This is a genomic window from Methylobacterium sp. AC315, from assembly GCF_979253755.1.
In genome coordinates this window covers 342,411-368,518 of the sequence record NZ_CEEDEA010000005.1, presented here as the reverse complement: position 1 = coordinate 368,518, position 26,108 = coordinate 342,411, and the positions used below count along the sequence as shown (strand labels likewise).

Below are 26,108 nucleotides of genomic sequence, written 5' to 3'. Positions count from 1 at the left end.
ATGGCCGTCTCGCTCGACATCGCCGATCTGCGCGCCCGCAAGGCCTCCGCGCCCGTCGACCTCGCCGCCACCCAGGGAGACGGGCTCGGCTGCCACGCCGGCAAGGACGCGATGCGGGCGGCCGCCGAGGCGGCCGGCATGTCGGAGACACTCGCGAAGCTGCGGGAGGATTATCCGCAGGGTCCGCACGACCAGCCGCAGAGTATGTGTCCCGCCTTCGGCTCGCTCCGGGTCGGCCTGCGCATGCGCCGCACCGCCACGATCCTGTCCGGGTCGGCCTGCTGCGTCTACGGATTGACCTTCACGTCGCACTTCTACGGTGCCCGGCGCAGCGTCGGCTACGTGCCGTTCAACTCGGAGACGCTGGTCACCGGCAAGCTGTTCGAGGACATCCGCGATGCGGTGTTCGCCACGGCCAAGCCCGCGGATTACGACGCCGTGGTCGTCATCAACCTCTGCGTGCCCACCGCCTCCGGCGTCCCCCTCCGCCTGTTGCCGAAGGAGATCGACGGCGTCCGGGTGATCGGCATCGACGTCCCGGGCTTCGGGGTTCCGACCCATGCCGAGGCCAAGGATGTGCTCGCGGGCGCGATGCTGAAGGTCGCCCGCACCGAGGCTGAGCAGGGTCCGGTCGCGACCCCGCGCGGCGGCCGGTCGGAGCGCCCGAGCGTGGCGCTGCTCGGCGAGATCTTCCCGGCCGACCCGGTGGTGATCGCCGGGCTATTGGAGCCTCTTGGCCTCGCGGCCGGGCCGGTGGTCCCCACCCGCGAATGGCGCGAACTCTACGCCGCGTTGGATTGCGCCGCGGTCGCCGCGATCCACCCGTTCTACACCGCCTCGATCCGGGAGTTCGAAGCGGCGGGCCGGCCGGTCATCGGCTCCGCGCCGGTCGGTGTCGACGGCACCGCCGACTGGCTCGACAGGATCGGCGAGGCCTGCGGCGTGGCCCGAGCCACCGTCGAGGCGGCCAAGAACCAGCTCCTGCCCGGCATCCGCGGCGCGCTTGCCGCCATGCCGATCAAGGGCCGGATCACGCTCTCGGGCTACGAGGGTTCGGAACTGCTGGTGGCACGGCTCCTCGTCGAGAGCGGGGCCGAGGTGCCGTATGTTGGCACCGCCTGTCCGCGCACGCCGTGGTCCGAGGCCGATCGCGACTGGCTGGAGGCCCGCGGCACCGAAATCCGCTATCGGGCCTCACTCGAGGACGACCTCTACGCCCTCGACGCGCTGAAGCCGGATCTGGTGATCGGCACGACGCCGGTGGTGCAGAAGGCCAAGGAGCGCGGCACGCCCGCCCTCTACTTCACCAACCTGATCTCGGCGCGCCCGCTCATGGGCGCGGCAGGAGCCGGCTCCCTGGCGCGGGTGATCAACGCCGCGCTGGCCAACAAGCCCCGCTTCGATGCCATGCGCGACTTCTTCGAGGGCGTCGGCACCGGCTTTTCCGCCGGCGTCTGGCAGGACACGCCGCAGCGGCGGCAGGGGCCGAAGATCGAAGGCCCGATGAAGCCGATCGGGGAGATGGCGTGATGCTGATCCTCGATCACGACAGGGCCGGGGGCTACTGGGGCGCCGTCTACGTCTTCACGGCGATCAAGGGGCTGCAGGTCGTCATCGACGGCCCGGTCGGCTGCGAGAACCTGCCGGTGACCTCGGTGCTGCATTACACCGACGCGCTGCCGCCGCACGAGCTGCCGATCGTCGTCACCGGCCTCGCCGAGGAAGAACTCGGCCGCCACGGCACGGAGGGCGCGATGAAGCGCGCCCACGCCACCCTCGATCCGGGCCAGCCCAGCGTGGTGGTCACCGGTTCAATCGCCGAGATGATCGGTGGCGGCGTGACCCCCGAGGGCACCGGCCTCCAGCGCTTCCTCCCGCGCACCATCGACGAGGACCAGTGGCAGGCCGCCGACCGCGCCATACGCTGGCTCTGGCAGGAATACGCCGCCAAGAAGTTCGCCAAGAAGGGCATCCCGGCGCGTCCCGAGAAGAAGCCCGGCGAGCGCCCGCGGGTGAACATCATCGGCCCGGCCTACGGCACCTTCAACATGCCCTCCGACCTCGCCGAGATCCGGCGCCTGGTGGAAGGGATCGGGGCCGACGTGAACCTGACTTTCCCGCTGGGTTCGCACCTCGGTGACGTGCCCAAGCTCGTCAACGCCGACGCCAATATCTGTCTCTACCGCGAGTTCGGCCGTCTCCTCTGCGAGGATCTGGAGCGGCCCTACCTGCAGGCACCCATCGGCATTCTATCGACCACCAAGTTCCTGCGCTCGCTCGGCGCGATCCTCGGGCTCGACCCGGAGCCGTTCATCGAGCGCGAGCGCCACACCACGATCAAGCCGGTCTGGGATCTGTGGCGCTCGGTCACGCAGGATTTCTTCGGCACGGCCAGCTTCGGCATCGCCGCAACCGAGACCTACGCCCGCGGCGTCCGGCACTTCCTCGAAGACGAGATGGGCCTGCCCTGCAACTTCGCCTTCAGCCGGTCGGCAGGGCAGAAGCCCGACAACGAGGCCGTGCGAAAGGCCGTCGCGGAGAAGACGCCGCTCGTGCTGTTCGGCTCGTTCAACGAGCGGATGTACCTCGCCGAATGCGGCGCCCGGGCCACCTACATCCCGGCCTCGTTCCCCGGCGCCATCATCCGGCGGCATACCGGCACGCCGTTCATGGGCTACGCCGGGGCGACCTATCTGGTCCAGGAAGTCTGCAACGCGTTGTTCGATACCCTCTTCCACATCCTGCCGCTCGCCCGCGACATGGACAAGGTCGAGGCCACACCGGCCCGCATCCATCGCGAGCTGCCGTGGGACGAGGCGGCGCGCGCCGCCCTCGACGAGCTGGTCGAGGCGCAGCCCGTGCTGGCCCGTATCTCCGCCGCCAAACGCCTTCGCGACGCCGCCGAGCGCGCCGCACGCACCGCTGAATCCACCGCCGTCGCCCCCGCCCACGTGGCGCGCGCGCGCGCAGACCTTGCCGGGGGAATCCCCGCATGAGCCGCCTTTCCGTTCCCCTGAGAGGAGACCTGACGATGCGTACGATGGTCCCGACCGCGCGCCTGCACCAAGAGGCGCTGCAGTTCCGGCTGATCCTGGCCGTGACCTACCCGTGCTTCCTCGCCGCCGCCGCCTTCAACCGCGTCCGGCCGGCCCATGGGGCCTCGCGCCCCGCGTTCGCGCCGGCGCGCCGCTCCGTCTTCGGCGAGGCGCGCGCCATGGCCGTTCAGGCGATCCCCTTTGCCTTCATGGGCTGAACGCCCTGATCGAGACGCTTCCGTCCGGTGACGCGGGGGGAGGTCAAGCCGTGACCGCCTAGAGCACCACGGCAGCACCCGTCGCCCTTCGCAAGGAGTGCGGCCAACACACGGAGGTCTGAACGATGGCCGGTGGACCCGTTGCAACAGAAAGACCGAGCAGCCTGTCCGGGCTGACGGAACCGGAAGCCAAGGAGTTCCACGCGATCTTCCTGACGAGCTTCCTCATCTTCACGGCGATCGCCGTGGTCGCCCACATCCTCGTGTGGATGTGGCGTCCGTGGCTTCCCGGACCGCAAGGCTACGCCTCTCTCGAAGGCGTCACCGATGCGGCCCGCGCCTTCGTCACGATGATCGGCTGAGGAGGATCGCATGCATAAGGTTTGGTTGCTGTTCGATCCGCGGCGCACGCTGGTGGCTCTGTTCACCTTCCTCTTCATCCTGGCGCTGCTGATCCACTTCATCCTGCTCTCGACCGACCGGTTCAACTGGCTGGAAGGTCCGCGGCAGAACAAGGCGGCGAGCAACATCACGCTCGTGCTGCCCAGCATGCCCGCCTGACCCAGGCTGGCCGGGACCGCGGCTCCAAGGGGCCGCGGTCCAAAAAATCCCAAAAAATTGCGGCCGGGCTGAGGAGTGTCCGCCATGGCGATGCTGAGCTTTGAGCGAAAGTACAGGATCCGGGGCGGTACGCTGCTCGGCGGCGACCTGTTCGACTTCTGGGTCGGGCCGTTCTTCGTCGGATTCTTCGGCGTCACCGGGCTGTTCTTCACGGTGCTCGGCACCGCGCTGGTGATCTACGGCGCCGCGATCGGGCCGACCTGGAACGTCTGGCAGATCAACATCGCGCCGCCCGACATCAGTTACGGGCTGAAGCTCGCGCCGCTGAAAGAGGGAGGCCTCTGGCAGATCATCACGTTCTGCGCGCTCGGGTCATTCGTCTCCTGGATGATGCGCGAGGTCGAGATCTGCCGGAAGCTCGGCATCGGCTACCACGTGCCGGCGGCCTTCGGCATGGCGATCTTCGCCTACTTCACCCTCGTCGTGGTCCGGCCGTTCCTGATGGGCGCCTGGGGCTATGGGTTCCCGTACGGCATCCTCAGTCACCTCGATTGGGTGTCGAACACCGGATATCAGTACCTACACTTCCATTATAATCCCGCGCATATGCTGGCCGTGACCTTCTTCTTCACGACCACCTTGGCGCTCGCCATGCACGGCGGCCTCATCCTCTCGGCGACCAACCCGAAGAAGGGCGAGACCGTGAAGACCCCCGAGCATGAGGACACGTTCTTCCGCGACACGATCGGCTACTCGATCGGCACGCTGGGCATCCACCGCCTCGGCCTGTTCCTGGCGTTGTCCGCGGGCTTCTGGAGCGCGGTCTGCATCGTGATCAGCGGGCCGTTCTGGACGCAGGGCTGGCCGCAATGGTGGGGCTGGTGGCTCAACCTGCCGGTCTGGCGCTGAGATTCCCGTCGCCCGCCGAGAATCGGGCGAACCGATACCAATGATCCAGGCCGGCTCCGCATGAACCATGCGGCCCACCGGGGGGAGGGCGGGCGATGACCTATTACCAAAATATTTTCACACAGGTTCAGGTGCGCCCGCTGGAGCCGGAGAACGGCGTCCCGGTGAGTTCGAACGAGCGGGTCGGCAAGCCGTTCAACAGCTACCTGTTCGGCTTGCTGGGCAACAGCCAGGTCGGTCCGATCTACATCGGCTACGTCGCGGCGCTGTCGATGGTCTGCGGGCTGATCGCCTTCGAGATCATCGGGCTGAACATGTGGGCCTCGGTGAACTGGGATCCGGTTCAGTTCGTGCGGCAATTGCCCTGGCTCGCCCTGGAACCGCCACTGCCGAAATACGGGCTCAAGGTCCTGCCGCCGCTCAACGAGGGCGGCTGGTGGCTGATCGCCGGTTTCTTCCTCACCGCCTCGATCCTGCTGTGGTGGGTCCACCTCTACCGCCGGGCGCGGGCGCTCGGGCTGGGCACCCACGTGCCGTGGGCGTTCGCCTCGGCGATCTGGCTCTACCTCGTGCTCGGCTTCATCCGGCCGCTCTTGATGGGCTCCTGGTCCGAGGCGGTGCCGTTCGGGATCTTCCCCCACCTCGATTGGACAGCGGCATTCTCGCTCCGCTACGGCAACCTGTTCTACAACCCGTTCCACATGCTCTCGATCACGTTCCTGTACGGATCGACGCTGCTGTTCGCGATGCATGGGGGCACCATCCTGGCCTGCTCCCGCTACGGTGCCGACCGTGAGATCGACCAGATCGTCGATCGCGGCACCGCCACCGAGCGCGCCGCCCTGTTCTGGCGCTGGACCATGGGTTTCAACGCCACGATGGAATCGATCCACCGCTGGGCCTGGTGGTTCGCGGTGCTGACGACGCTGACCGGCGGGATCGGGATCCTGCTCACAGGCACCGTGGTCGACAACTGGTATCTCTGGGCCGTCAAGCACGGCGTCGCCCCGTCCTATCCGCAGGTCTACGGCCCGATCGTCGACCCCGCCCATCTCGCACCCGGCATGAAGCCGTGAGGAGGCCGTCATGAAGACGATTCTGGCGGTGGTCGGCGGGGCCCTCGCCCTGTTCCTCACCATCGCGATGTTCGGGGGCGCGGGCTGGACCCATCCCCCTATGGCGGCCAAGCAGACCGGCTTCCGCGGCACCGGCATGGACCTGATCCGCACCCGGGCCGGCAACGAGGCGCTCGCGGCGGCCAACGTCGCCCCGGCCCCCGCCGACCCGGCCGAGGCCGGCGGCGACAAGGCCTCGGCGGTCTACGAGAACGTGCAGGTCCTGGGCGATCTCTCGGCCGAGCAGTTCAACCGGCTGATGGTGTCGATCACCGAGTGGGTGGCGCCCCAGCAGGGCTGCACCTACTGCCACAGCACCGAGAACATGGCCTCCGACGAGTTGTACCAGAAGCGGGTCGCCCGTCGGATGCTGCAGATGACCCAGACGATCAATACGTCCTGGAAGGAGAACCACGTCCACGAGGCGGGCGTGACCTGCTACACCTGCCACCGGGGCAATCCGGTTCCGGCCAACATCTGGTTCGACCGTCCCGTCCAGGGCGAGGGCCGGTTCATCCCGCGCAACAACAGCCAGAACATGGCGTCCGCGGAGGTTGGCAACACTTCGCTGCCCTACGACGTCTACCAGGCGTTCTACCAGCACAAGGACACGTCCGAGGACGCGGTGCGGGTCAACGGCACCACGGTGCTGCCCGTGACCAAAGGCAAGCCGATCCAGGACGCGGAGAAGACCTTCGCGATCATGATCAGCATGTCGCAATCGCTCGGCGTGAACTGCACCTTCTGCCACAACACCCGGTCGGTTGCGCAATGGGACACCAGCACGCCCAACCGGGTCCATGCCTGGTATGGCATCCGCATGGTGCGGGACCTGAACCAGGACTTCATGGAACCGCTGACCTCGACCTTCCCGCGCAACAGGCTCGGCGCCATGGGTGACGTGCCGAAAATCAACTGCGCCACCTGCCACAACGGCGCCAACAAGCCGCTCAACGGAGCCAACGTGATCGGCCCCTATCCAGAACTCTCGCATCCGACCATCGAGGCGAGCCTGCCCACCGGCGAGGCGAAGGATCCGATCCCGGGTACCAATACGCCGGCCCTGAAGCCGTCGAAGCCCTGACACGACCGCACGAGGCGCCGGAGACGATCCGGCGCTTCGTCGCGCTCCAGCTACAGGGAACCGCCGCGCTGTAGGGACGTCGATTGTGTACGGCCGAGCTCGGCCCCTGGAGGCGCCCGTGACCATCACCATCTCAAACCTTCAGCCGATCATCGCGATCCTGGCCGGCATCCTGATCCTGATCGCGCCGCGTCTGCTCAATTACATCGTGGCGATCTACCTGATCGTGGTCGGCGTGATTGGTCTCGGCCTGCTGCGCGGCTTCTCGTAAAGCCGGTCTGCACGCGCGATTCCTGACAGACTTCGCTGCGCGTCAGTCGTGCGCGCACAAGCCCGCAATGCGTTCATCTTGCGTTGCGCTGCGGGATGGTCCAACCCGCGCCCATCAGCTCGGCCTGTGCCGGGCATCAGACACGGACGGGTTCGACATGGCGACCGGCAGCGCGAAGTGGGTCTACGCCTTCGGCGACGGCAAGGCGGAGGGCAAGTCGCAGATGCGCGACCTCCTCGGCGGCAAGGGCGCCAACCTGGCCGAGATGTGCAACCTCGGCCTGCCCGTCCCCCCCGGCTTCACCATCACGACCGAGGTCTGCACGTCCTACTACGACAACGGCAAGGCCTATCCGCCGGAGCTGAAGGAGCAGGTCGCCGCCGCGCTGAACCAGATCGGCACCCTCACCGGGCGTAAGTTCGGCGACGCAGCGAACCCCCTGTTGGTCTCGGTCCGCTCCGGCGCCCGCGCTTCGATGCCGGGCATGATGGATACGGTGCTGAACCTCGGCCTCAACGACCAGACCGTGCTGGCGCTGGCCAAGGAGGCCGACGACGAGCGCTTCGCCTACGATTCCTACCGCCGCTTCATCACCATGTATTCGAACGTGGTGCTGGGCGTTGAGCACCACGCCTTCGAGGAGGCGCTGGAGCACTACAAGGAAGGCAAGGGCTACGACCTCGACACGGAGCTCGGCGCCGAGGACTGGAAGACATTGATCCAGACCTACAAGAAGATCGTCCGCGACGAGCACGGCTCCGACTTCCCGCAGGTCGCCGAGGACCAGCTCTGGGGGGCGATCAGCGCGGTGTTCAACTCCTGGATGATCCCGCGGGCCAAGAAGTACCGCGAGCTGAACAGCATCCCGGAAAGCTGGGGCACGGCCGTCAACGTCCAGGCCATGGTGTTCGGCAACATGGGCGACACCTCGGCCACCGGCGTCGCCTTCACGCGCAATCCCTCCACCGGCGAGAAGGCGCTCTACGGCGAGTTCCTGATCAACGCCCAGGGCGAAGACGTGGTCGCGGGCATCCGCACGCCGCAGAACATCACAGAGAAGGCCCGGATCGAGGCCGAGAGCGACAAGCCTTCCATGGAGAAGGCCATGCCCGAGAGCTACGCGGAGCTGACCCGGATCTACGGGATCCTGGAAGCGCATTACCGCGACATGCAGGACATGGAGTTCACCATCGAGAAGGGTAAGCTCTGGATGCTCCAGACCCGCAACGGCAAGCGCACGGCCAAGGCGGCCCTGCGCATCGCCGTGGATCTGGCCGGCGAGGGGCTGATCTCCCGCGAGGAGGCGATCGGCCGGGTCGAGCCCTCCGCCCTCGACCAGCTGCTGCACCCGACGATCGACCCCAAGGCGGACCGCAAGGTCATCGCCTCCGGCCTGCCGGCTTCCCCCGGGGCGGCCACCGGCGAGATCGTGTTCAACTCCGAGGACGCCGAGGCCCTGCGCAAGGCCGAGCGCAAGTGCATCCTCGTGCGCATCGAGACCTCGCCCGAGGACATCCACGGCATGCACGCCGCCGAGGGTATCCTGACCACCCGCGGCGGCATGACCAGCCACGCGGCGGTGGTCGCCCGCGGCATGGGCAAGCCCTGCGTCTCCGGCGTCGGCTCGATCCGGATCGACTACAAGGCCCAGACCATGAAGGTCGGCGACGCCACCCTCAAGGCCGGCGACCGGATCACCATCGATGGCTCCACCGGCCAGGTGATCCAGGGCGAGGTGAAGATGCTGGAGCCCGAGCTGTCGGGCGACTTCGCGACCCTGATGGAATGGGCCGACCAGTTCCGCGGCATGAAGGTGCGGGCCAACGCCGACACGCCGACCGACGCCCGCACCGCGCGGAATTTCGGCGCGGAAGGAATCGGCCTGTGCCGCACCGAGCACATGTTCTTCGAGGGCGACCGCATCATCGCGGTCCGCGAGATGATCCTGGCCGACGACGCCGAGGGCCGCCGGACGGCGCTCGCGAAGATCCTGCCCTATCAGCGCCAGGACTTCGTCGAGCTGTTCACGATCATGTCCGGCCTGCCGGTGACCATCCGCCTGCTCGATCCGCCGCTGCACGAGTTCCTGCCGCATACCGATGCCGAGGTCGCCGAGGTCGTGAAGGCGACCGGCGTATCGGAGGACAAGATCCGCCACAGGATGCGGGAATTGTCCGAGCACAACCCGATGCTCGGCTTCCGCGGCTGCCGCCTGGCGATCGCGTTCCCGGAGATCGCGGAGATGCAGGCCCGTGCGATCTTCGAGGCCGCCGTGCAGGCCGCCGCCGATACCGGCAGCCCCGTCACCCCCGAGGTGATGGTGCCGCTGGTGTTCACCCGCATGGAGTTCGACATCGTGAAGGCGCGGATCGACGCCATGGCCAAGGCGGTGTCCGAGGAGAAGGGCGCCACCCTGGACTACCAGGTCGGCACCATGATCGAGCTGCCGCGGGCGGCACTCAAGGCCGGTGAGATCGCCCAGACCGCCGAGTTCTTCTCGTTCGGCACCAACGACCTGACCCAGACGGCGCTCGGCATCTCCCGCGACGACGCGGCGACCTTCCTGGGTCCCTACACACAGAAGGGGATCCTGGCGGCCGACCCGTTCATCACCATCGACCAGGAGGGCGTGGGCGAGCTGGTCCGCATCGGCGTCGAGCGCGGCCGGGCCACACGTCCGGACATCAAGCTCGGGATCTGCGGCGAGCATGGCGGCGACCCGGCGTCGATCGGCTTCTGCCAGGAGGTTGGGCTCGATTACGTCTCCTGCTCGCCCTACCGGGTGCCGATCGCCCGCCTCGCGGCGGCCCAGGCAGCCCTCGGCAAGGTGCAAGGCAAGGAAGGCTGAGCCGGCTATCCGCGGCCGGTATCGGGGGCGGATAGCCGCCGTCGATACCGGCCGTCAACCAGGACCGATGAAACACTGTTGAAAAAGCGTTTGCGGCTGTTGAACCGGGCCTAGAACGGCACGTTTACTAATTGATCCGGCCGGTCGCGCGTGATGCACATCGCTCCGTGCCGGGCCCAGTGTTAGGCGTCAGAATCACCAGCCATGATTCCCCGCAGCCCACCTTCGCTCTACGTCGACGCCGGCCAGGCGGCTCCCGTCCCGCGGGCGGCCGTGCGGGCCTACGTCGCGACGGTCGCCGGCCTCGGGGCGATCACCACCGCCGTGATGCTGATGATGTCGGTCGCGGCCAATAGCGGCGGCGAGGCCGAGCGTATCGCCGACACGCAGGACGACGGCTACGCCGCGACCCTGGTCTCCGCCCTGGCGATCAACCTCTCGAAGCCGTTGCGCTGAGCTCAGGCTTTTCCACCCATCCCGGTCTCAGCGCGTTCCGGCCGTCGTGCGCGTAGCCGAGCCGGTGAACCGCGCGGCCGTGAGTTCGTCGCCGGGGCTCTTCACGCTGAATTTGGTCGCCACCGGTCCCGGCCTTGCCGCCACGACGGCATCCGGAGCGGCCTCGCGTAGACGGGTGGCCGCGACGCGAACCGGGGCGTTGCGGCTTGCCGGCGCGGTGACCGGACCGGTGGACGCCGCCTCGAACAGGGAGCGCAACTGCGCCTTCGCGTCTGCATCGGCCGCCACCAGGGGGCGCCGCGGGGCCGGCTCGACGGCAGCATCCTTCGCCAGAGCCCGCGTTGCGGTCGGAGCCGACAGGTTGGCCATGCCGCCCGCGAGCGAGGCGAACTGAATAGGACGCGGCGGCGGCAACGGCATGGTGATGGCGGCCGCGGCCACGACGGCGAACCCGGAGGGCCGGCGCGGCGGCAGGGGTGCGAGAATCCCCGCCACGGCCTCGTCGGCGCCCGTAGACGGCTTCTCCACGGTGAGCAGGGCCCGGGCATCGACCGGCGGGCTTACAGCGGTCCTGGCCTGGTCCTGGCGGGTGAGCGTGTTGCGAAGCGTGTCGTCTGCGTTCGGTGCGGCGTAGGCGAGGGCGGCGCGGGTGCCGACCGGATCCTGCGGATCTGCGCTGGCCACCGCGACGACGGGGGCCTGGCGGCCTCTCTTCGCAACGGGTGCCGGCGGCGGTGGCGCGACTGGCTCCGGCGTGGAGGAGCCGCCACCGAACAGGCTCGCCAGGAAGCCGAACAGGCCCGGCCCGTCTTCCTCCTCGCCGCTCGCCATCTGGGTGGTGAGGCCGGCAACGGTGCCGCCGCGCGCCAGGATCTCGGCTTTCGCCTCCTCGTAGCGTGGGAACGGGCGGTTGTCGCTCGCGAGGTGGACGGTCTTGCCGTCCGGGAACAGACGGGCGAGCTGGTCGTGGGTCATGCGCGGCCACATCCGCACGGAGCCGACGTCGAGATGGACGAAGGGCGTGCCGGCATGCGGATACCAGCCGACGCCGCCGCGCTGCATCTGCAGCCCGACTTCTCGAATCCGGTCGATCGAGACTTCAGGCAGGTAGAAGTCCATCGCCTTGCCGAGCATGTGCTGGCTGAACTCGGCGACCATCCGGGAGCGGCGGCGCAGCATCGCGTTGGTGCCGGGCGAGCGATAGGCCGAGACGACGTGGATCGGCTGGGTCGCGCCGACCTGCCGGTAGGCCTCCCAGACCGTGTCGAACAGGCGCGGGTCCATCTTGATCGGCTCGTTGACGCGCCAATCGCGCAGGAGCCAGTTCATTTGCTCAAGGGCCGCGCGGTCGTACCGGCCATCGCGCTTGAACGTGATGGTCGCGCTCTCCTTGGTATGCGTGTGGTAGATCGTGAGCGTGCGGGTATCGCCGTTGGCCACCGCGTTCTCGGTCTCGACCGTTCCGGCGATCAAGCCGAGGGCCGTGCCGCACAAGGCGAGGACGAGGTGTCGGGCGGTTCTGCGAAGGCTCGGCACGGTGGTCCTGATCCTCTCCCGAACCCGCATAGGGTGCTCGGCGGATGTCTGGTCGCGGCGGCTGGCCGGTGACGGCCGACATCGCTTCCCTTCGCCGAGTCTGCGATGGGAACGGCTAAGGCTGGACCGTGGCGAAATCGTGCCCGGCTGTGCGGCCGCGCACCTGTGAGTTGAAGGCGCGGTTCGGTGGCGCGCCTACCACCAGCCCCGCGACACAGGCGCGGGGGCGGGCGTCCACAGCCCGGGCTCCCCGTATTCCGGCGCACCGTCCGCGCGGGCGGCCCGGCGCACGCTCCGACGCGGCGAATCATAGTCGTCGTAACGGTCGCTGGGCTGAACGTCGGAGTAGCGGCGGGCGCGCGCGGCCTCACGGCGCGGGGCCGAATGGGCCTGGGCCACCGGCGCGGCCTCGGGCTTCCTGCGCGCCTTCTCCTCCGGGAGCTTGGCGATCGCCGGTCCGCCGCCACCGGGCAGGCCGAGCGCGGCGCGCATCGGCGCGTCGTACCCGTAGAGATCGGGGAGGGTGCGGAACGTGCCGCCGTCGTCCACGTAGGCGGTGAAGTAGGCCAGATGCACCGGCAGCTTCGCGGGCAGCCGGATCGTGCGCTCGCCCTTGCCGATCAGCTTCTTGAGCCGCGCCTCGGACCAGTCCGGCAGCACGGCGTCGGCCAAGCGGAAGGGGTCGTCGACGCGGACGCAGCCATGGCTGAAATCACGCTTCGCCGCGGAGAACAGCGACCGGTTCGGCGTGTCGTGCAGGTAGACCGCGTGCTGGTTCGGGAACATGAACTTGATGAAGCCGAGCGCGTTGCGCTCGCCCGGGGGCTGACGCAGCGAGATGTGGCCGCCGTGGCGCACCACCTCGTATCCGCCCCAGGTCTTGCCGCCGTAGCCCGCGAGCTTCGGCGCCATGGTCTTCAGGATCGAGGGCGGCACGTACCACGACGGGTTCACCACCGCGTATTCCATCAATCCGGAAAAGAGCGGCGTGCGCGATTCCGGCTTGCCCACGATCACGCGGGCCTCGTCGCGCAGGCTGCCGCCCCGATAGGCACGCAGGCGGTATTCCGGGATGTTGACCAGGATGTAGTCGGGGCCGAGGTCGCCCGGCAGCCAGCGCCAACGCTCCATGTTGACGATCACCTCGGCCTCGCCGCCGCTCGCGCGAGCAGGCCGGCCGGCATCGGCGAGCGACAGGACGGTCTGCACGTTCAGCACGCCGTTCCCCGGCAGGCCGCGTCCGCGCTGGAACTTCGCCACCGCATCGGCCACCGCGGCATCATACTCCTCCGGCTCGCCCGGCGCCCGGTCGAGCGTCCCGGGCGGGCGCGTCTCGAGACCGAAATAGGTACGCAGCAGCGGCACGCGCGGATCCCGCATGCCGGTTTTGAGGGCCGGGCCCGGGGGCAGGCGCAACGGCTTCACAGCCGTGGGGGCCGGCCCGCGCAGCATGGCGAGTCGTGTCTTGAGAGCCTGATAGCCGGCCGTGGAGGGATTGTACGCCTCAAGGGCCTCGCCAGCCTTGGAGCCCGCCTCGGACAGCTTGGTCAGCACCGCGCTGGCGTCGGGCAGATCGAGCTGTGGGGTGATGAGACGAGAGATCGAGGCGAGGTTGATGCGGCCGCCCCGGGCGTCCTTGGCGTAAAGCAGAACCGCCGCCGAAAGCCGGAGATCGGCATCGGCCACCGCCTTCGCGTCGGGCGTTCCGGCAAGGGTGGGGACCGTGTAGGCCCTGGCGTCGAGCCCGTCCTCAGCGGCAGCGGCAAGGCGCGCCGAAACCAATTTGGCCGCCTCGGTCCAGCCCCCGTCGGCGATCCAGAGCGGCTTGTCGGCCCGCGCCTCGTAGAACGCGCGAATCCCCTCACGGTCCTTGCTGGTGAGGCGAAGCAGCAGCGGTGCGGTGTCGGCGAACCGTGCGTAGATCGCGGCGCCGAGCGGATCGGCCGGCGCGACGGGCGCCGTCACCACCGGCGCCGGAGCCGGTTCGGGCTTCGGCGCCTCGGGCTTGTAGTCGGGCAGGGCGGTCGACACTGGATCGGAGCCGGTCGGTGCCGCTTGCGCGGGCTCGACCGGGTGCGCAGGCGTGCCGAGGACCGCTGGGTCCAGCGCAACCGTCTCGGCGCCGAGCGCGCCAGCCGATGCCAGCGATCCGGTCAGTAGGGCGGCCAGCGCGACGAGGCTGGAGCGCGGGACGCGCATCGTGATCTCCCGGGACGCGGCGGCAAGGCCGCACGCTCAGATTGTGATTATCCGCTCAAGCGTGGCGTTGAGCAACTGCAGTCTTCGTCGTCTAGTCTTCAGTTTCTGCGTCGTGACATCTGGTCGGAATAGCAAACGACATGGTGTCGCTTGGTCACGCTCATGGGCTCGACAGAGCCGGGAAGTCGTTCGTCCGGCCGTCGCTCCAGGAACCGCGCAGTGCGCTAGCGCACCCAGCGCGGGTCAGGCGGCGTCCTCGGTCTTCTCGTCGCCTTCCAGACCGAGGTCCTTCAGCTTGCGGTAGAGGGTGGATCGGCCAATTCCGAGGCGGCGGGACACTTCGGACATGCGCTGCCGATAGAATTGCAGCGCGAAGCGGATGATCTCAGCCTCCAGCACATCCATGGTCTTCATCTCGCCGGTCTCTTCGGTGACCAGCGACATGGCATGCGGGTCGCGGACCTCGACCCGGACGATCTCGCGCACCGGCTCGGGGGCGTAGGCCGGCATCTGCGGCTGAGTGGGCGCTGCCGGGATGCGGACGTCGAAACCTTCGACCTGCGCGGCGATCTGCGGGAACTCGGCCACAGTCAGTTCGTCGCAATCGGCAAGCACCACGGCGCGGAACAGGGCGTTCTCCAACTGGCGGACGTTGCCGGGCCAAGGATAGCGGGTGAGCAGCGCCATCGCCTCCGGGGTGACCGCACGGACCCGCTTGCCCTCCTCGGCTGAGAACCGGGCGCAGAACGAGCGCACCAGATCCGGGATGTCCTCACGTCGGGCGCGCAGGGGCGGCAGCGTCATGGGGAAGACGTTGAGGCGGTAATAGAGGTCTTCGCGGAATTTGCCCTGCTTCACGAGATCGAGCAGCGAGCGGTTCGTGGCGGAGACGAGGCGGATGTCGACGCGCACGGAGCGCTTGCCGCCCACCGGGTCGACCTCGCCTTCCTGAAGCGCGCGCAGCAGCTTGACCTGTGCGTCGAGGGGCAATTCGCCGATCTCGTCGAGGAACAGGGTCCCCCCCGACGCCTCGACGAACTTGCCGGCATGCTTTTCGGTGGCGCCCGTGAAGGCGCCTTTCTCGTGCCCGAACAAGGTCGACTCGACGAGGTTTTCCGGGATGGCACCGCAATTGACGGTGACGAACGCCTTGCCGCGCCGGTCGCCCGACCCCTGGATCGCCCGCGCCAGCACCTCCTTGCCGACGCCGGACTCGCCTTCGATCAGAACCGGGATGTTCGATTTGGCCGCGCGCTCGGCGAGGCGGATGACCCGCTCCATGTCGGGGCTCTTGGATGTCAGGTCCTTGAAGGTAAGCGCCCCGGAGGCGCGGCGGCGCATGCGGCGCACCTCCTCCTCCAGCACGTCCACCCGCAGGGCGTTCTTGATCGAGACCTGGAGGCGCTCGGCCCCGGCTGGCTTGACCACGAAGTCGACGGCGCCCGCCCGCATGGCGTTGACCACGGCGTCGATCGAGCCGTTCGAGGTCTGCACGATGACGGGCGTGTCGAGCCCGCTGCTGCGCATTTCGGCGAGCACGCCGAGCCCGTCGAGACCCGGCATCACCAGGTCGAGGAGGACCACGTCCGCACCTTCGGTCTTCAGCACGGTCAGCGCGTCGGCACCGGTCTCGACCACGCGCGCGTTGAAACCGAACCGGCGCACCGCCGCCTCGGCGAGGCGCCGCTGAACCGGATCGTCGTCCACGATGAGAACGGTGGTGGACATGGCGGCTCCCTGATCGGCGAGTCAGGCCTGGACACGGCTCGGGACAGGCCCGCACCGCACCGCCCGAGTCGGCGACTGTTTCGTTTCGAACCGTAGGGTGCCGGAGAGACGTAAAGTGGCGCTTAACGACGTTTGCATTCGGTCGTCATCGCGTCGGGGCGACCCGTGCCGTTGAACGCGTGGCCGCGCGCTCGATATCACGGTACGAGGCTGAGCCCCCAAGAGGATCGCGAGATATGATGCCGAGCACCACCGCTTCGCCGGTGAACGTCCGTCTGCCGGAGGGCGTGAGCGCCGCACGCGCCGCCGCCAAGGCCGTCGACCTCGGCCATCTCCCGGAATGGGACCTGTCGGACCTCTATTCCGGTCTCGATACCCCGGAATTCGCAGCCGACATGGCCCGAGCCGAGGAGATGTGCCGCGGATTTTCAGAGCGCTATGCCGGCCGGATCGCCGAGCTGGCCGCTGAGCCGAATGCGTCCGACCGCCTCGTCGAGGCGGTTCAGGCGTACGAGGGTATCGAGGATCTGCTCGGCAAGCTGATGTCGTTCGCCGGCCTGATCTATTCCGGGGATACGACCGACGAGGCGCGGGCCAAGTTCTACGGCGACACCCGCGAGCGCCTGACCGATGCCTCAGCCGACCTGCTGTTCTTCGCCCTCGAACTGAACCGGGTCGACGATGCGCTGATGGACACCGCGATGTCCCAGGGACCGCTGGCGCACTACGCGCCCTGGATCGAGGATCTGCGGCGCGAGAAGCCGCACCAGCTCGACGACCGCACAGAGAAGCTGTTCCTCGAGAAGTCGGTGACGGCCAACGCCGCCTGGGACCGGTTGTTCAACGAGACGATCGCGGCCCTGCGCTTCACCGTCCAGGGCGAGCAGATGCCGCTCGAACCGACGCTCAACAGGCTGCAGGATCCGGATGGCGCCGTCCGCCGCGAGGCTGCGGGCGCGATCAGCGAGGTTCTGCGTGGCAATCTCCGTGTCTTCACGCTGATCACCAACACCCTCGCGAAGGATAAGGAGATCTCCGACCGCTGGCGCGGGTTCAAGGACGTCGCCGATGCGCGCCACCTCGCCAACCGGGTGGAGCCCGAGGTGGTCGCCGCCCTGGTCGACGCCGTGCAGGCGGCCTATCCGCGGCTCTCGCACCGCTACTACCGGCTGAAGGCCAAGTGGTTCGGCCAGGATGCGCTGCCCTACTGGGACCGCAACGCGCCGCTCCCGAGGGTCGAGCAGCGTACGATTCCCTGGACGGAGGCGCGCGACACCGTGCTGTCGGCCTACGACGCGTTCTCGCCGAAGATGGCCGGGATCGCGAAGCGATTCTTCGACGAGCGCTGGATCGACGCGCCGACGCGGCCCGGCAAGGCGCCGGGCGCCTTCGCGCACCCAACCGTGCCCTCGGTGCACCCCTACGTCCTCGTGAACTATCAGGGAAAACCGCGGGACGTGATGACGCTCGCCCACGAACTCGGTCACGGCGTCCATCAGGTGCTGGCCGGTCCGAACGGCGCCCTGATGGCACCAACGCCCTTGACCCTCGCCGAGACGGCCAGCGTGTTCGGCGAGATGCTGACCTTCCGCAAGCTGCTGGCCGAGACCACCGACACGACGCAGCGCCGGGCCATGCTCGCCGCGAAGGTCGAGGACATGATCAACACGGTGGTGCGCCAGATCGCGTTCTACTCGTTCGAGCGGAAGGTCCACCTCGCCCGCGCCAAGGGGGAATTGACCAGCGACCAGATCAACGCCCTCTGGCTCTCGGTCCAGGCGGAGTCGCTAGGACCGGCCATCACCCTGGATTCCGGCTACGAGCCGTTCTGGGCCTACATCCCCCATTTCATCCACTCGCCGTTCTACGTCTACGCCTATGCGTTCGGCGACTGCCTCGTGAACTCGCTCTACGGGGTCTACGCCAAAGCTGAAGCCGGCTTCGTGGACCGCTACTTCGCGTTGCTCGCAGCCGGCGGCTCGAAGCCCTATGGCGAGTTGCTCGCACCATTCGGCCTGGACGCCCGGGACCCGGGTTTCTGGCAGATCGGGCTCGGGATGATCGAAGGGATGATCGTCGAGCTGGAAGGGATGGACTGATTGCCTAGCGGCGTCAGTCAACGTCGCGCTGCGCAACGTTGACTGACGCCGCTAAGCCGTTACATGAGTCTGTAGGAGATTCTCATGAACGCAAGTCATGCCGCCTTCTTCGACCGTCCCGAAGCCGCCGCCATCAGGAGGATCCTGACCGGTCCCGAAAAAATCCCGCAATACGAACTGCTGAGCCGCCTGGAGATCCCGGCCGTGCAGGCGGTGGTTTGGGACATCGAGCCGATCATCGAAAGTTTTGATCCGGCGACACGTAACCACGCGATCCAATCGACCGGCGCATTGATCGGCGATCTACTAACGGCACGAGGATTCCGCATCGCCCGGGACGCGCGTGGCGAAAAGCGCCGTGGCCGCGTCCGGAAAGCGAAATTCGTCAAGTCCGGCACGATCTGGGAGATGCCCGCTGAGCCAAACGGAAGCCACGCCGAGAAGGTGGCAGCGATCATGGATGACATCATGGATCGCTACCGGAACACTCTCGCCGAGTTGGCGAAATGATCGAGAATCGGACCGATGACGAACCGGAATGGTTGACGACCGCTGACGTCATCAACGCACACGCGAAACAGCTCCGCATCTTCGGCGGGGCGTCCGGGATCCGGGATCCAGGCGCACTCGAATCTGCATTGGGCCGACCGATCAACCGGTGGCGCTACGAAGGTACGAAGCTTCCAGAACTTGCTGCAGCCTATGCTTTCGGTATCGTCCGCAATCATCCGTTCGTCGATGGTAACAAGCGCGCCGGGTTCTTGGCGATGCTCGGCTTCTTACTGCTGAACCATGTGCGGTTTGCTCCGGACCAAGCGGAAGCGACCGCCATTATCCTCGGCCTCGCGGCGGGCGAGATCGACGAATCCGGCCTGACCCGTTGGATCCGGGATAACTGGCCGGCCGGCTGAGACGCCGCGGCGCAGCGACCCGGCGCTCTGGTGCGCCGCCGGCGAAGGCTTATGTCCAGGTCTGCACCGAGGAAGATCCTGGACAATGGCCGAGACCGACCGCGAAGCCAATCGCTTTTCCGCCCGCGCCGGGCGCTACGCCAGCGTCGGCGCCAATGTCGGTGGCGTCGCCGCCCGGATGGCGATGTCCCGGCTGTTCGGCAAGGAGGGGACGACCAGCGCAGCGGCCCTGGCGCAGGCTCTCGGCGGGCTGAAGGGCCCGATCATGAAGGTGGCGCAGCTTCTGGCCACCATTCCCGACCTGCTGCCGCCCGAATACGCGGCGGAGCTTCAAAAGCTGCAGGCCGACGCGCCGCCCATGGGCGCTGCGTTCGTAAAGCGCCGGATGCAATCCGAGCTGGGCATCGCCTGGCAGGGTCGTTTCGGCAGCTTCGACCTGAAGCCCGCAGCCGCCGCCTCGCTGGGTCAGGTCCACCGGGCGACGACGACGGACGGCGAGCTGCTGGCCTGCAAGCTCCAGTATCCCGACATGCAATCGGCCGTGGAGGCCGATCTGAAGCAACTCGAGATCGCTTTCGCGCTCCACCGGCGCATGAACAGCTGGCTCGATACCCGCGAGATCGCCAAGGAAATCGGCGCCCGGGTCCGCGAGGAACTCGATTACGAGCACGAGGCGAAGCACGCCAGCCTCTACGGCGAGGTCCTCAAGGATATCGACGCGGTGCGCGTACCGCGGGTCTATCCGGACCTGTCGACCAAGCGCCTGCTCACCCTCAGCTGGCTCGACGGCGATAAGATCCTGAGCTTTGCCGAGGAGCCCGTCGAGGTCCGCAACCGCATCGCGCAGTCGATGTTCAAGGCGTGGTGGCATCCGTTCAGCCGCGCGGCCGTCATTCACGGCGACCCGCATCTCGGCAACTACACCGTCTTCTCCGAGGGCGGTGAGGCGGCCGGCATCAACCTGCTGGATTACGGCTGCGTGCGGATCTTCCATCCCCGCTTCGTCGGCGGCGTCGTCGATCTGTATCGGGGCCTGTTGGAGGATGACGCCGCCCGAATCGTCCACGCCTACGAGGTTTGGGGCTTCAAGAACCTCGACAAGGAAAAGATCGAGATCCTGAACATCTGGGCGCGGTTCATCTACGGCCCGCTCCTGGAGGATCGCACCCGCACCGTGGCCGATGGGGTCAAGCCGGGTGAATACGGCCGGCGCCAGGCGTTCCAGGTCCACCAGGCGCTGAAGGAGCGGGGTCCAGTGACGGTGCCGCAGGAATTCGTGTTCATGGACCGCGCCGCCGTGGGCCTCGGCGCGGTGTTCCTCCATCTTCGCTCGGAGCTGAACTATCACCAGCTGTTCGAGGCCGAGATCGAGCACTTCTCGCTGGAGGAGCTGGGGCAGCGGCAGGCTCAGATCCTGACCCAGGCCGGATTGCCGATGCCGGCCTAGTTGGCTCTAGGGGAGTCCACCGAGGGGGCAATCAACTTGCGTGCGTCCGATTGCGGCAGGAAAACGCTTGAGCTACATCCCAATGCGACCACAAGAAGTCGCATCCAAGGGAAACGAGCGCACGATGGCCGAGAGTGAGACGGTGGGCGGGCACACCTACAGCCCGGCGATGGACGCAAGCACCCACGAGCAGACCTATCGCGGCTTCGTTCGCTTCGTCGAGATCGGTACCGGGGTGGTGATCTGCTGGGTGCTGGCCCTTGCAGTGGGCGGTATCCGCGAAGCCTGGCTGCTGGCGATTCTCAGCGTGATCGTGTCGGGCGTGGCCGGCGCCGTTGGGGCGCTTGCCCCCGCGATCGGCTGGCGCGGCCCCCTCGTGGTGGCGATTCTCCTTTTCCTCTACCTGGCCTTCGCCTGAGTTCGCGAAGATAACGGCTCGCCCCATTGGACGAGCTGTCTGATGACGCGTTGAAGCGCGGCCGTCTTGTCGGCAGGCCGCGGGTTACATTCCCACTTATTCCATCAGCGCAATCTTCTTTCGCGTCTCGAAAAGCCGTGCCGGTTCGCGCATTCGGGAGGCCAAGCTTATCCAGGGGAAGCCTCGCATGCGCATCGCTGTGCTGTCTGAGACGGACTCTGCGGAGCCGCGGGTGGCCGCGGTCCCGGAGACCGTCAAAAAGTTCAAGGCGCTCGGTGTCGACATCACCGTGCAGGCGGGGGCCGGGCAGAAGGCCGGAGTCCTGGATTCCGAGTACGAGGCGGCCGGGGCCGAGATCGCCGGCAGCGCCGCAGACGCGGCACGGGATGCCGACCTCGTCCTGAAGGTTCGGCGGCCGGCCGAAGACGAGCTGTCGCTGCTCAAGCGCGGCGCCACCGTGGTCGCGATCATGGATCCCTACGGCAACGAGGCCGCGCTGAAGGCGATGGCCGATGCCGGCGTCTCGGGATTCGCCATGGAGCTGATGCCCCGCATCACCCGCGCGCAGGTGATGGACGTACTGTCCTCGCAGGCGAACCTTGCCGGTTATCGCGCAGTCGTCGACGGCGCCGCCGAATACGGCCGCGCCATGCCGATGATGATGACCGCGGCCGGCACCGTGCCTGCGGCCCGTGTGTTCATCATGGGCGTCGGCGTCGCCGGCCTCCAGGCGATCGCCACGGCCCGGCGCCTGGGTGCGGTGGTGACCGCCACCGACGTGCGCCCCGCCACCAAGGAACAGGTCGAGTCGCTCGGAGCCAAGTTCGTCGCGGTCGAGGACGACGAGTTCAAGCAGGCCGAGACCGCGGGCGGCTACGCCAAGGAGATGTCGGCGGGCTACCAGGCCAAGCAGGCCGAGCTGGTGAAAGGCCACATCGCCAAGCAGGATATCGTCATCACCACCGCGCTGATCCCGGGCCGTCCGGCCCCGAAGCTGGTCTCCGAGGACATGGTCGCCTCGATGAAGCCGGGCTCGGTCCTCATCGATCTGGCGGTAGAACGCGGCGGCAACGTAGCGGGCGCCAAGCCGGGCGAGGTCGTGGTGACCGATCGCGGCGTGAAGATCGTCGGCCACACCAACGTGCCGGGGCGCCTCGCCGCCACGGCGTCGAGTCTCTACGCACGCAACCTCTACGCCTTCGTCGAGACCTTGATCGACAAGGAGTCGAAGGCTCTGGCGATCAACTGGGACGACGAGTTGGTGAAGGCCACCAACCTGACGCGTGACGGTTCCGTGGTCCACGCCTCGTTCCAGGCCAAGACCGACGGACCGGCCTCGGAGGCTGCGGCCGTGGGTCTGGCCAAGTCGGAAACGGGTAAGGCCGAGCCCGCCCCGGCCCCATCCGACGCCCGCTGAAGACCGATCGCGAGGAGAAGCAGTATGGCAAACCTTGTCGTCCCTCCCGATCAGGCCGCTGATCAGACCCGCGTCCTGGCCGACGCGGCGCGCGCAGCCGCCGATGTCGCCCGCAACGCCGCTGACCAAGCCCAGGCCATCGCGGCCGGGATGGGCCACGGGATCAGCGCCGCCACCGGCGGCGCCGTGGACCCCTTCGTCTTCCAGTTCGCCATCTTCGTGCTGGCGATTCTCGTCGGCTACTACGTCGTCTGGTCCGTGACCCCGGCGCTGCACACCCCGCTGATGTCGGTCACCAACGCGATCTCGTCGGTGATCATCGTCGGTGCGCTGTTGGCGGCGGGCGTGCCGCTCCTGGAGAAAGGCACCGGCTGGGCCCGTGCCTTCGGATTCATCGGCATCGTGCTGGCCAGCGTGAATATCTTCGGTGGCTTCCTCGTGACCCAGCGCATGCTCGGCATGTACAAGAAGAAGGCCTGAGACGATGTCCCAGAACGTCTCCGCCCTTCTCTACATCGTCTCCGGCGTCCTGTTCATCATGGCGTTGCGGGGGCTCTCGCACCCGACCACGTCCCGGCAGGGTAACCTCTACGGCATGATCGGCATGGCGCTCGCCGTGCTCACCACGCTGATCGGCCATCCGCCCGCCGGCTTCGGCGCCTGGATCCTCGTGATCCTCGGCATTGGCATCGGCGGCGGCGCGGGCGCGGTCATCGCCAAGCGCGTCCCGATGACGGCGATGCCGCAGCTCGTGGCGGCGTTCCACTCGCTGGTCGGCCTTGCCGCCGTCGCGGGCGCTGCGGCGACGCTCTACGCGCCGCAGGCGGTCGGCATCCTCGAGAACGGCCACATCCACAAGCAGTCGCTGTTTGAGATGGCGCTCGGCGCCGCGATCGGAGCGATCACCTTCACCGGCTCGGTCATCGCCTTTGCCAAGCTCGACGGGCGGATGTCAGGCAAGCCGATCATGCTGCCGCAGCGACACCTGATCAACATCGGCATCGCGGTGGCGCTGGTGGTGCTGATCGCTCTGTTCATCGGCAACGAGAGCAAGGCGGTGTTCTGGCTGATCGTGCTGCTGTCCTTCGCGTTGGGCGGCCTGCTGATCATCCCGATCGGCGGCGCGGACATGCCGGTCGTCGTGTCGATGCTCAATTCCTACTCGGGTTGGGCCGCGGCCGGCATCGGCTTCACCCTCGGCAACCTCGCGCTGATCATCACCGGCGCGCTGGTCGGTTCCTCGGGCGCGATCCTGTCGTACATCATGTGCCACGCGATGAACCGGTCGTTCATCTCGGTCATCCTGGGCGGGTTCGGCGGCGATACCGCCGCAGCCGGTCCGGGCCAGGTCGAGACCCGCCCGGTCAAGCAGGGCTCGGCCGACGACGCTGCCTACATCATGAAGAACGCCGAGCGCGTCATCATCGTCCCGGGATACGGGATGGCGGTCGCGCAAGCGCAGCACAGCTTGCGCGAGATGGCCGACCTCCTGAAGAAGGAGGGCGTCGATGTGAAATACGCCATCCACCCGGTGGCGGGCCGTATGCCGGGCCACATGAACGTGCTGCTCGCCGAGGCGAACGTGCCCTACGACGAGGTGTTCGAGCTGGAAGATATCAACGGCGAGTTCCCGCAGGCGGATGTGGCCTTCGTGATCGGCGCCAACGACGTCACCAACCCGGCCGCGAAGACCGACAAAGCCTCGCCGATCTACGGCATGCCCATCCTCGACGTGGAGCGGGCCAAGACGGTGCTGTTCATCAAGCGCGGCATGGGCTCGGGCTATGCTGGCGTCGAGAACGAGGTGTTCTTCCGCGACAACACCATGATGCTGTTTGGCGACGCCAAGAAGGTGGTCGACAACATCCTCAAGGCGTTCTGAGGCCCTCTACAGGGTGGTTTCGGCGAGGGGCGGGCAGTGATGCGCGCCCCTTTGTCGTACCGGCTCGCCGTTCGATCGCGGCCGCTGTTGCTGATACGCCGCGCGTCCGGGGCCGACACGGTGTAGGGTGCCATCCGTGTCCGCCGCCACCGCCTCGCTGATCTCCGAACCGCCGCCGTTCCTGGGGGTATCCGCATCTGTGACAGGGCGGCGCTGGCAGGAGCGCTGTGCCGGCTCGGCAGTGCAGAACCAGATCGCCAAGATGGTCCAGGCACACGGCCTGCCCGAGTTGCTGGCCCGTGTTCTGGCCGGTCGGCAGGTGGCCCCGGACGGGGCCGCTCGGCATCTGGCGCCGCGCCTGCGCGACCTGATGCCGGATCCGGACACGCTTCTCGACATGGATGTGGCCGTGCGCCGGCTGGTCCGCGCGATCCGGTGCGGTGAGATCGTCGCCGTGTTCGGCGATTACGATGTCGACGGCGCAGCCAGCGCAGCGATGCTCGCCGGCTACCTGCGCCAGCTCGGCCTTCGGGCCCCGATCCACATTCCCGACCGGATCACAGAGGGCTACGGACCCAACGTCGCGGCGATCACCGCGCTCGCAGCCGAGGGGGCGACCCTGCTGGTCTGCGTCGATTGCGGCACCAGCGGCCACGGGCCTCTGGAGGAGGCCGAAAAGTCCGGTCTCGACGTCATCGTCCTGGATCACCACGCCGCCGCCGAGGTGTTGCCGCCAGCCCGGGCCATCGTGAACCCGAACCGCCTCGACGACCTCTCCGGGCTCGGCCATCTCTGCGCCGCCGGCGTGGTGTTCCTGACGCTTGCCGCCCTAAACCGCGCCCTGCGCCGGGACGGCTTCTTCGGGCCGCATCGCCCCGAGCCGGCGCTCACAGACGCCCTCGACCTCGTGGCGCTGGCGACCGTTGCCGACGTCGTCCCGTTGGTCGGCCTGAACCGCGCCTTCGTCACCCAGGGATTGACGGTGATGCGCCACCGGGGCCGGACCGGTCTGGCGGCTCTGCTCGACGCCGCCTCGCTCAGTGAGCCCCCGGAAGCGTGGCATCTCGGCTTCGTGCTCGGGCCGCGGATCAATGCCGGCGGTCGCATCGGGGATTCGGCGCTGGGCGCGCGCCTGCTCACCACCGCGGATCCCGCCGAGGCTGCCCGCATCGCCGCGGACCTCGACCGGCTCAACCGCGAGCGTCAGGCCATCGAGGCCCATGCCGTGGCCGAGGCCGAAGCCGAAATGGACCGCGCCCTGACCCACGATCCGGCGCGCGCCGTCCTGGTGACCGGGGACGCCGCGTGGCATCCGGGCATCGTCGGGTTGATCGCGGCGCGGCTGAAGGAGCGCTTCAACCGGCCGGCCTTCGCGTTTGCGATCAGGCCCGACGGCAGCGCCACCGGTTCCGGGCGCTCGATCCCAGGGGCCGATCTCGGCTTGGCCGTCCGGGCCTGCGTCGAGGCCGGGCTCGCGAGCAAGGGGGGCGGTCACGCCATGGCGGCGGGCGTCACTCTTCGGGCCGACGACATCCCCCGCTTCGAGACACATCTGGCCGCGTTGCTCGGCGCCAGCGTCGCCGTCTCGCGGGCCGCCGACGCATTGCTGATCGACGGCGGATTGAGTGCCGGCGGCGCCACCGCCGAGACCGTCCGGCTGCTCCAGCGCGCCGGACCGTTCGGTCAGGGCGCCCCGGAGCCGGTCTTCGCGCTCGGCCGTCACCGCCTGGTCGACGCCGCCGTGGTCGGCACCGGGCACGTCCGGGCGCGCCTGCGCAGTCGCGACGGACAGGCTGTGGGTGCGATCTGCTTCCGGGCCGCCGAGCGGCCGCTGGGCCAAGCCCTGCTGAGGAGCATCGGCCAGGAGATGCACGTCGCCGGTACCCTATCCTGCGACCGCTGGCGCGGTGCCGAGCGGGCGCAAGTACGGATCGTCGATCTGGCTCCGGCCGAAGCCTGACGCATCGATCCTAA

23 protein-coding genes are annotated in these 26,108 nt (G+C 68.0%); 20 read left to right on the top strand and 3 right to left on the bottom strand.

All coding sequences use genetic code 11. The features are described from left to right. The 11 genes from bchY (at position 1) to AC0IY0_RS11955 (ending at position 10,497) form a co-directional block, all read left to right on the top strand. Positions 1-1,530 carry a chlorophyllide a reductase subunit Y gene (bchY, locus tag AC0IY0_RS12005; RefSeq protein WP_471763873.1) on the top strand — a complete coding sequence of 510 codons (1,530 nt, stop codon included), beginning with the start codon at positions 1-3 and terminating at the stop codon, positions 1,528-1,530. Beyond that, complete coding sequence (bchZ, locus tag AC0IY0_RS12000; RefSeq protein ID WP_471763872.1) at positions 1,530-2,996, top strand: chlorophyllide a reductase subunit Z; 1,467 nt, start codon at positions 1,530-1,532, stop codon at positions 2,994-2,996. Before bchY ends, bchZ begins: the two co-directional genes overlap by 1 nt. A 35-nt stretch (positions 2,997-3,031) precedes the next feature. Continuing rightward, entirely contained in the window at positions 3,032-3,253 is a 222-nt protein-coding gene (locus AC0IY0_RS11995; RefSeq protein WP_187193692.1) for a hypothetical protein, read from the top strand. 125 nt (positions 3,254-3,378) lie between these two features. Continuing rightward, positions 3,379-3,615 (top strand): light-harvesting antenna LH1, beta subunit, encoded by a 237-nt coding sequence (gene pufB / locus AC0IY0_RS11990; protein ID WP_147906683.1) that lies wholly within the window; start codon positions 3,379-3,381, stop codon positions 3,613-3,615. Between the two features lie 10 nt (positions 3,616-3,625). Further along, entirely contained in the window at positions 3,626-3,814 is a 189-nt protein-coding gene (gene pufA / locus AC0IY0_RS11985) for a light-harvesting antenna LH1, alpha subunit (protein WP_147906684.1), read from the top strand. 84 nt (positions 3,815-3,898) lie between these two features. Continuing rightward, positions 3,899-4,723 (top strand): photosynthetic reaction center subunit L, encoded by an 825-nt coding sequence (gene pufL, locus AC0IY0_RS11980; RefSeq protein ID WP_147855260.1) that lies wholly within the window; start codon positions 3,899-3,901, stop codon positions 4,721-4,723. Between the two features lie 95 nt (positions 4,724-4,818). Next, positions 4,819-5,799 carry a photosynthetic reaction center subunit M gene (pufM, locus tag AC0IY0_RS11975; protein ID WP_147906685.1) on the top strand — a complete coding sequence of 327 codons (981 nt, stop codon included), beginning with the start codon at positions 4,819-4,821 and terminating at the stop codon, positions 5,797-5,799. Between the two features lie 10 nt (positions 5,800-5,809). Continuing rightward, complete coding sequence (pufC, locus tag AC0IY0_RS11970) at positions 5,810-6,922, top strand: photosynthetic reaction center cytochrome PufC (RefSeq protein WP_147906686.1); 1,113 nt, start codon at positions 5,810-5,812, stop codon at positions 6,920-6,922. A gap of 118 nt (positions 6,923-7,040) precedes the next feature. Then, entirely contained in the window at positions 7,041-7,193 is a 153-nt protein-coding gene (locus tag AC0IY0_RS11965) for a DUF3096 domain-containing protein (RefSeq protein WP_147855263.1), read from the top strand. A 157-nt stretch (positions 7,194-7,350) separates the two neighbouring features. Further along, positions 7,351-10,041 (top strand): pyruvate, phosphate dikinase, encoded by a 2,691-nt coding sequence (gene ppdK, locus AC0IY0_RS11960; protein ID WP_419830512.1) that lies wholly within the window; start codon positions 7,351-7,353, stop codon positions 10,039-10,041. 204 nt (positions 10,042-10,245) lie between these two features. Further along, positions 10,246-10,497: a hypothetical protein gene (locus AC0IY0_RS11955; RefSeq protein WP_147855265.1), complete on the top strand. Its 252-nt coding sequence runs from the start codon at positions 10,246-10,248 to the stop codon at positions 10,495-10,497. A 27-nt stretch (positions 10,498-10,524) separates the two neighbouring features. Here AC0IY0_RS11955 and AC0IY0_RS11950 read toward each other — a convergent pair whose 3' ends face one another. The 3 genes from AC0IY0_RS11950 to AC0IY0_RS11940 all read right to left on the bottom strand — a co-directional run bounded on the left by AC0IY0_RS11950 (position 10,525) and on the right by AC0IY0_RS11940 (position 15,960). Then, a complete protein-coding gene (locus AC0IY0_RS11950; protein ID WP_471763871.1) occupies positions 10,525-12,033 on the bottom strand; it encodes a peptidoglycan L,D-endopeptidase MepK in 1,509 nt (502 codons plus the stop codon). 195 nt (positions 12,034-12,228) lie between these two features. Next, entirely contained in the window at positions 12,229-14,232 is a 2,004-nt protein-coding gene (locus AC0IY0_RS11945) for a L,D-transpeptidase family protein (protein ID WP_471763870.1), read from the bottom strand. Positions 14,233-14,475: 243 nt separating this feature from the next. After that, the gene (locus AC0IY0_RS11940) at positions 14,476-15,960 is read right to left on the bottom strand and encodes a sigma-54-dependent transcriptional regulator (RefSeq protein WP_147906690.1); all 1,485 of its coding nucleotides are present in this window, start codon (positions 15,958-15,960) and stop codon (positions 14,476-14,478) included. A 236-nt stretch (positions 15,961-16,196) separates the two neighbouring features. Here AC0IY0_RS11940 and AC0IY0_RS11935 point away from each other — a divergent pair, with 236 nt between their 5' ends. The 9 genes from AC0IY0_RS11935 to recJ all read left to right on the top strand — a co-directional run bounded on the left by AC0IY0_RS11935 (position 16,197) and on the right by recJ (position 26,094). Then, a complete protein-coding gene (locus AC0IY0_RS11935; protein WP_471763869.1) occupies positions 16,197-18,059 on the top strand; it encodes a M3 family oligoendopeptidase in 1,863 nt (620 codons plus the stop codon). 84 nt (positions 18,060-18,143) lie between these two features. Continuing rightward, positions 18,144-18,569: a hypothetical protein gene (locus tag AC0IY0_RS11930; protein ID WP_147855379.1), complete on the top strand. Its 426-nt coding sequence runs from the start codon at positions 18,144-18,146 to the stop codon at positions 18,567-18,569. Further along, positions 18,566-18,970, top strand: coding sequence for a type II toxin-antitoxin system death-on-curing family toxin (locus AC0IY0_RS11925; protein WP_471763868.1), 405 nt, complete (start codon positions 18,566-18,568; stop codon positions 18,968-18,970). The genes AC0IY0_RS11930 and AC0IY0_RS11925 overlap by 4 nt, the downstream gene beginning before the upstream one ends. 85 nt (positions 18,971-19,055) lie before the next feature. Next, entirely contained in the window at positions 19,056-20,417 is a 1,362-nt protein-coding gene (locus AC0IY0_RS11920) for an ABC1 kinase family protein (RefSeq protein WP_471763867.1), read from the top strand. Positions 20,418-20,541: 124 nt separating this feature from the next. Continuing rightward, positions 20,542-20,835 carry an aa3-type cytochrome c oxidase subunit IV gene (locus AC0IY0_RS11915; RefSeq protein ID WP_147906694.1) on the top strand — a complete coding sequence of 98 codons (294 nt, stop codon included), beginning with the start codon at positions 20,542-20,544 and terminating at the stop codon, positions 20,833-20,835. A gap of 187 nt (positions 20,836-21,022) precedes the next feature. Next, entirely contained in the window at positions 21,023-22,252 is a 1,230-nt protein-coding gene (locus AC0IY0_RS11910; RefSeq protein WP_147906695.1) for a Re/Si-specific NAD(P)(+) transhydrogenase subunit alpha, read from the top strand. A gap of 24 nt (positions 22,253-22,276) precedes the next feature. Beyond that, positions 22,277-22,732, top strand: a complete 456-nt coding sequence (locus AC0IY0_RS11905) for a proton-translocating transhydrogenase family protein (protein WP_147906696.1) — start codon at positions 22,277-22,279, stop codon at positions 22,730-22,732. 4 nt (positions 22,733-22,736) lie between these two features. After that, positions 22,737-24,134, top strand: coding sequence for an NAD(P)(+) transhydrogenase (Re/Si-specific) subunit beta (locus AC0IY0_RS11900; RefSeq protein ID WP_147906697.1), 1,398 nt, complete (start codon positions 22,737-22,739; stop codon positions 24,132-24,134). A 136-nt stretch (positions 24,135-24,270) separates the two neighbouring features. Next, the gene (recJ, locus tag AC0IY0_RS11895; protein WP_471763866.1) at positions 24,271-26,094 is read left to right on the top strand and encodes a single-stranded-DNA-specific exonuclease RecJ; all 1,824 of its coding nucleotides are present in this window, start codon (positions 24,271-24,273) and stop codon (positions 26,092-26,094) included. The last annotated feature ends 14 nt before the right edge of the window (positions 26,095-26,108 follow it).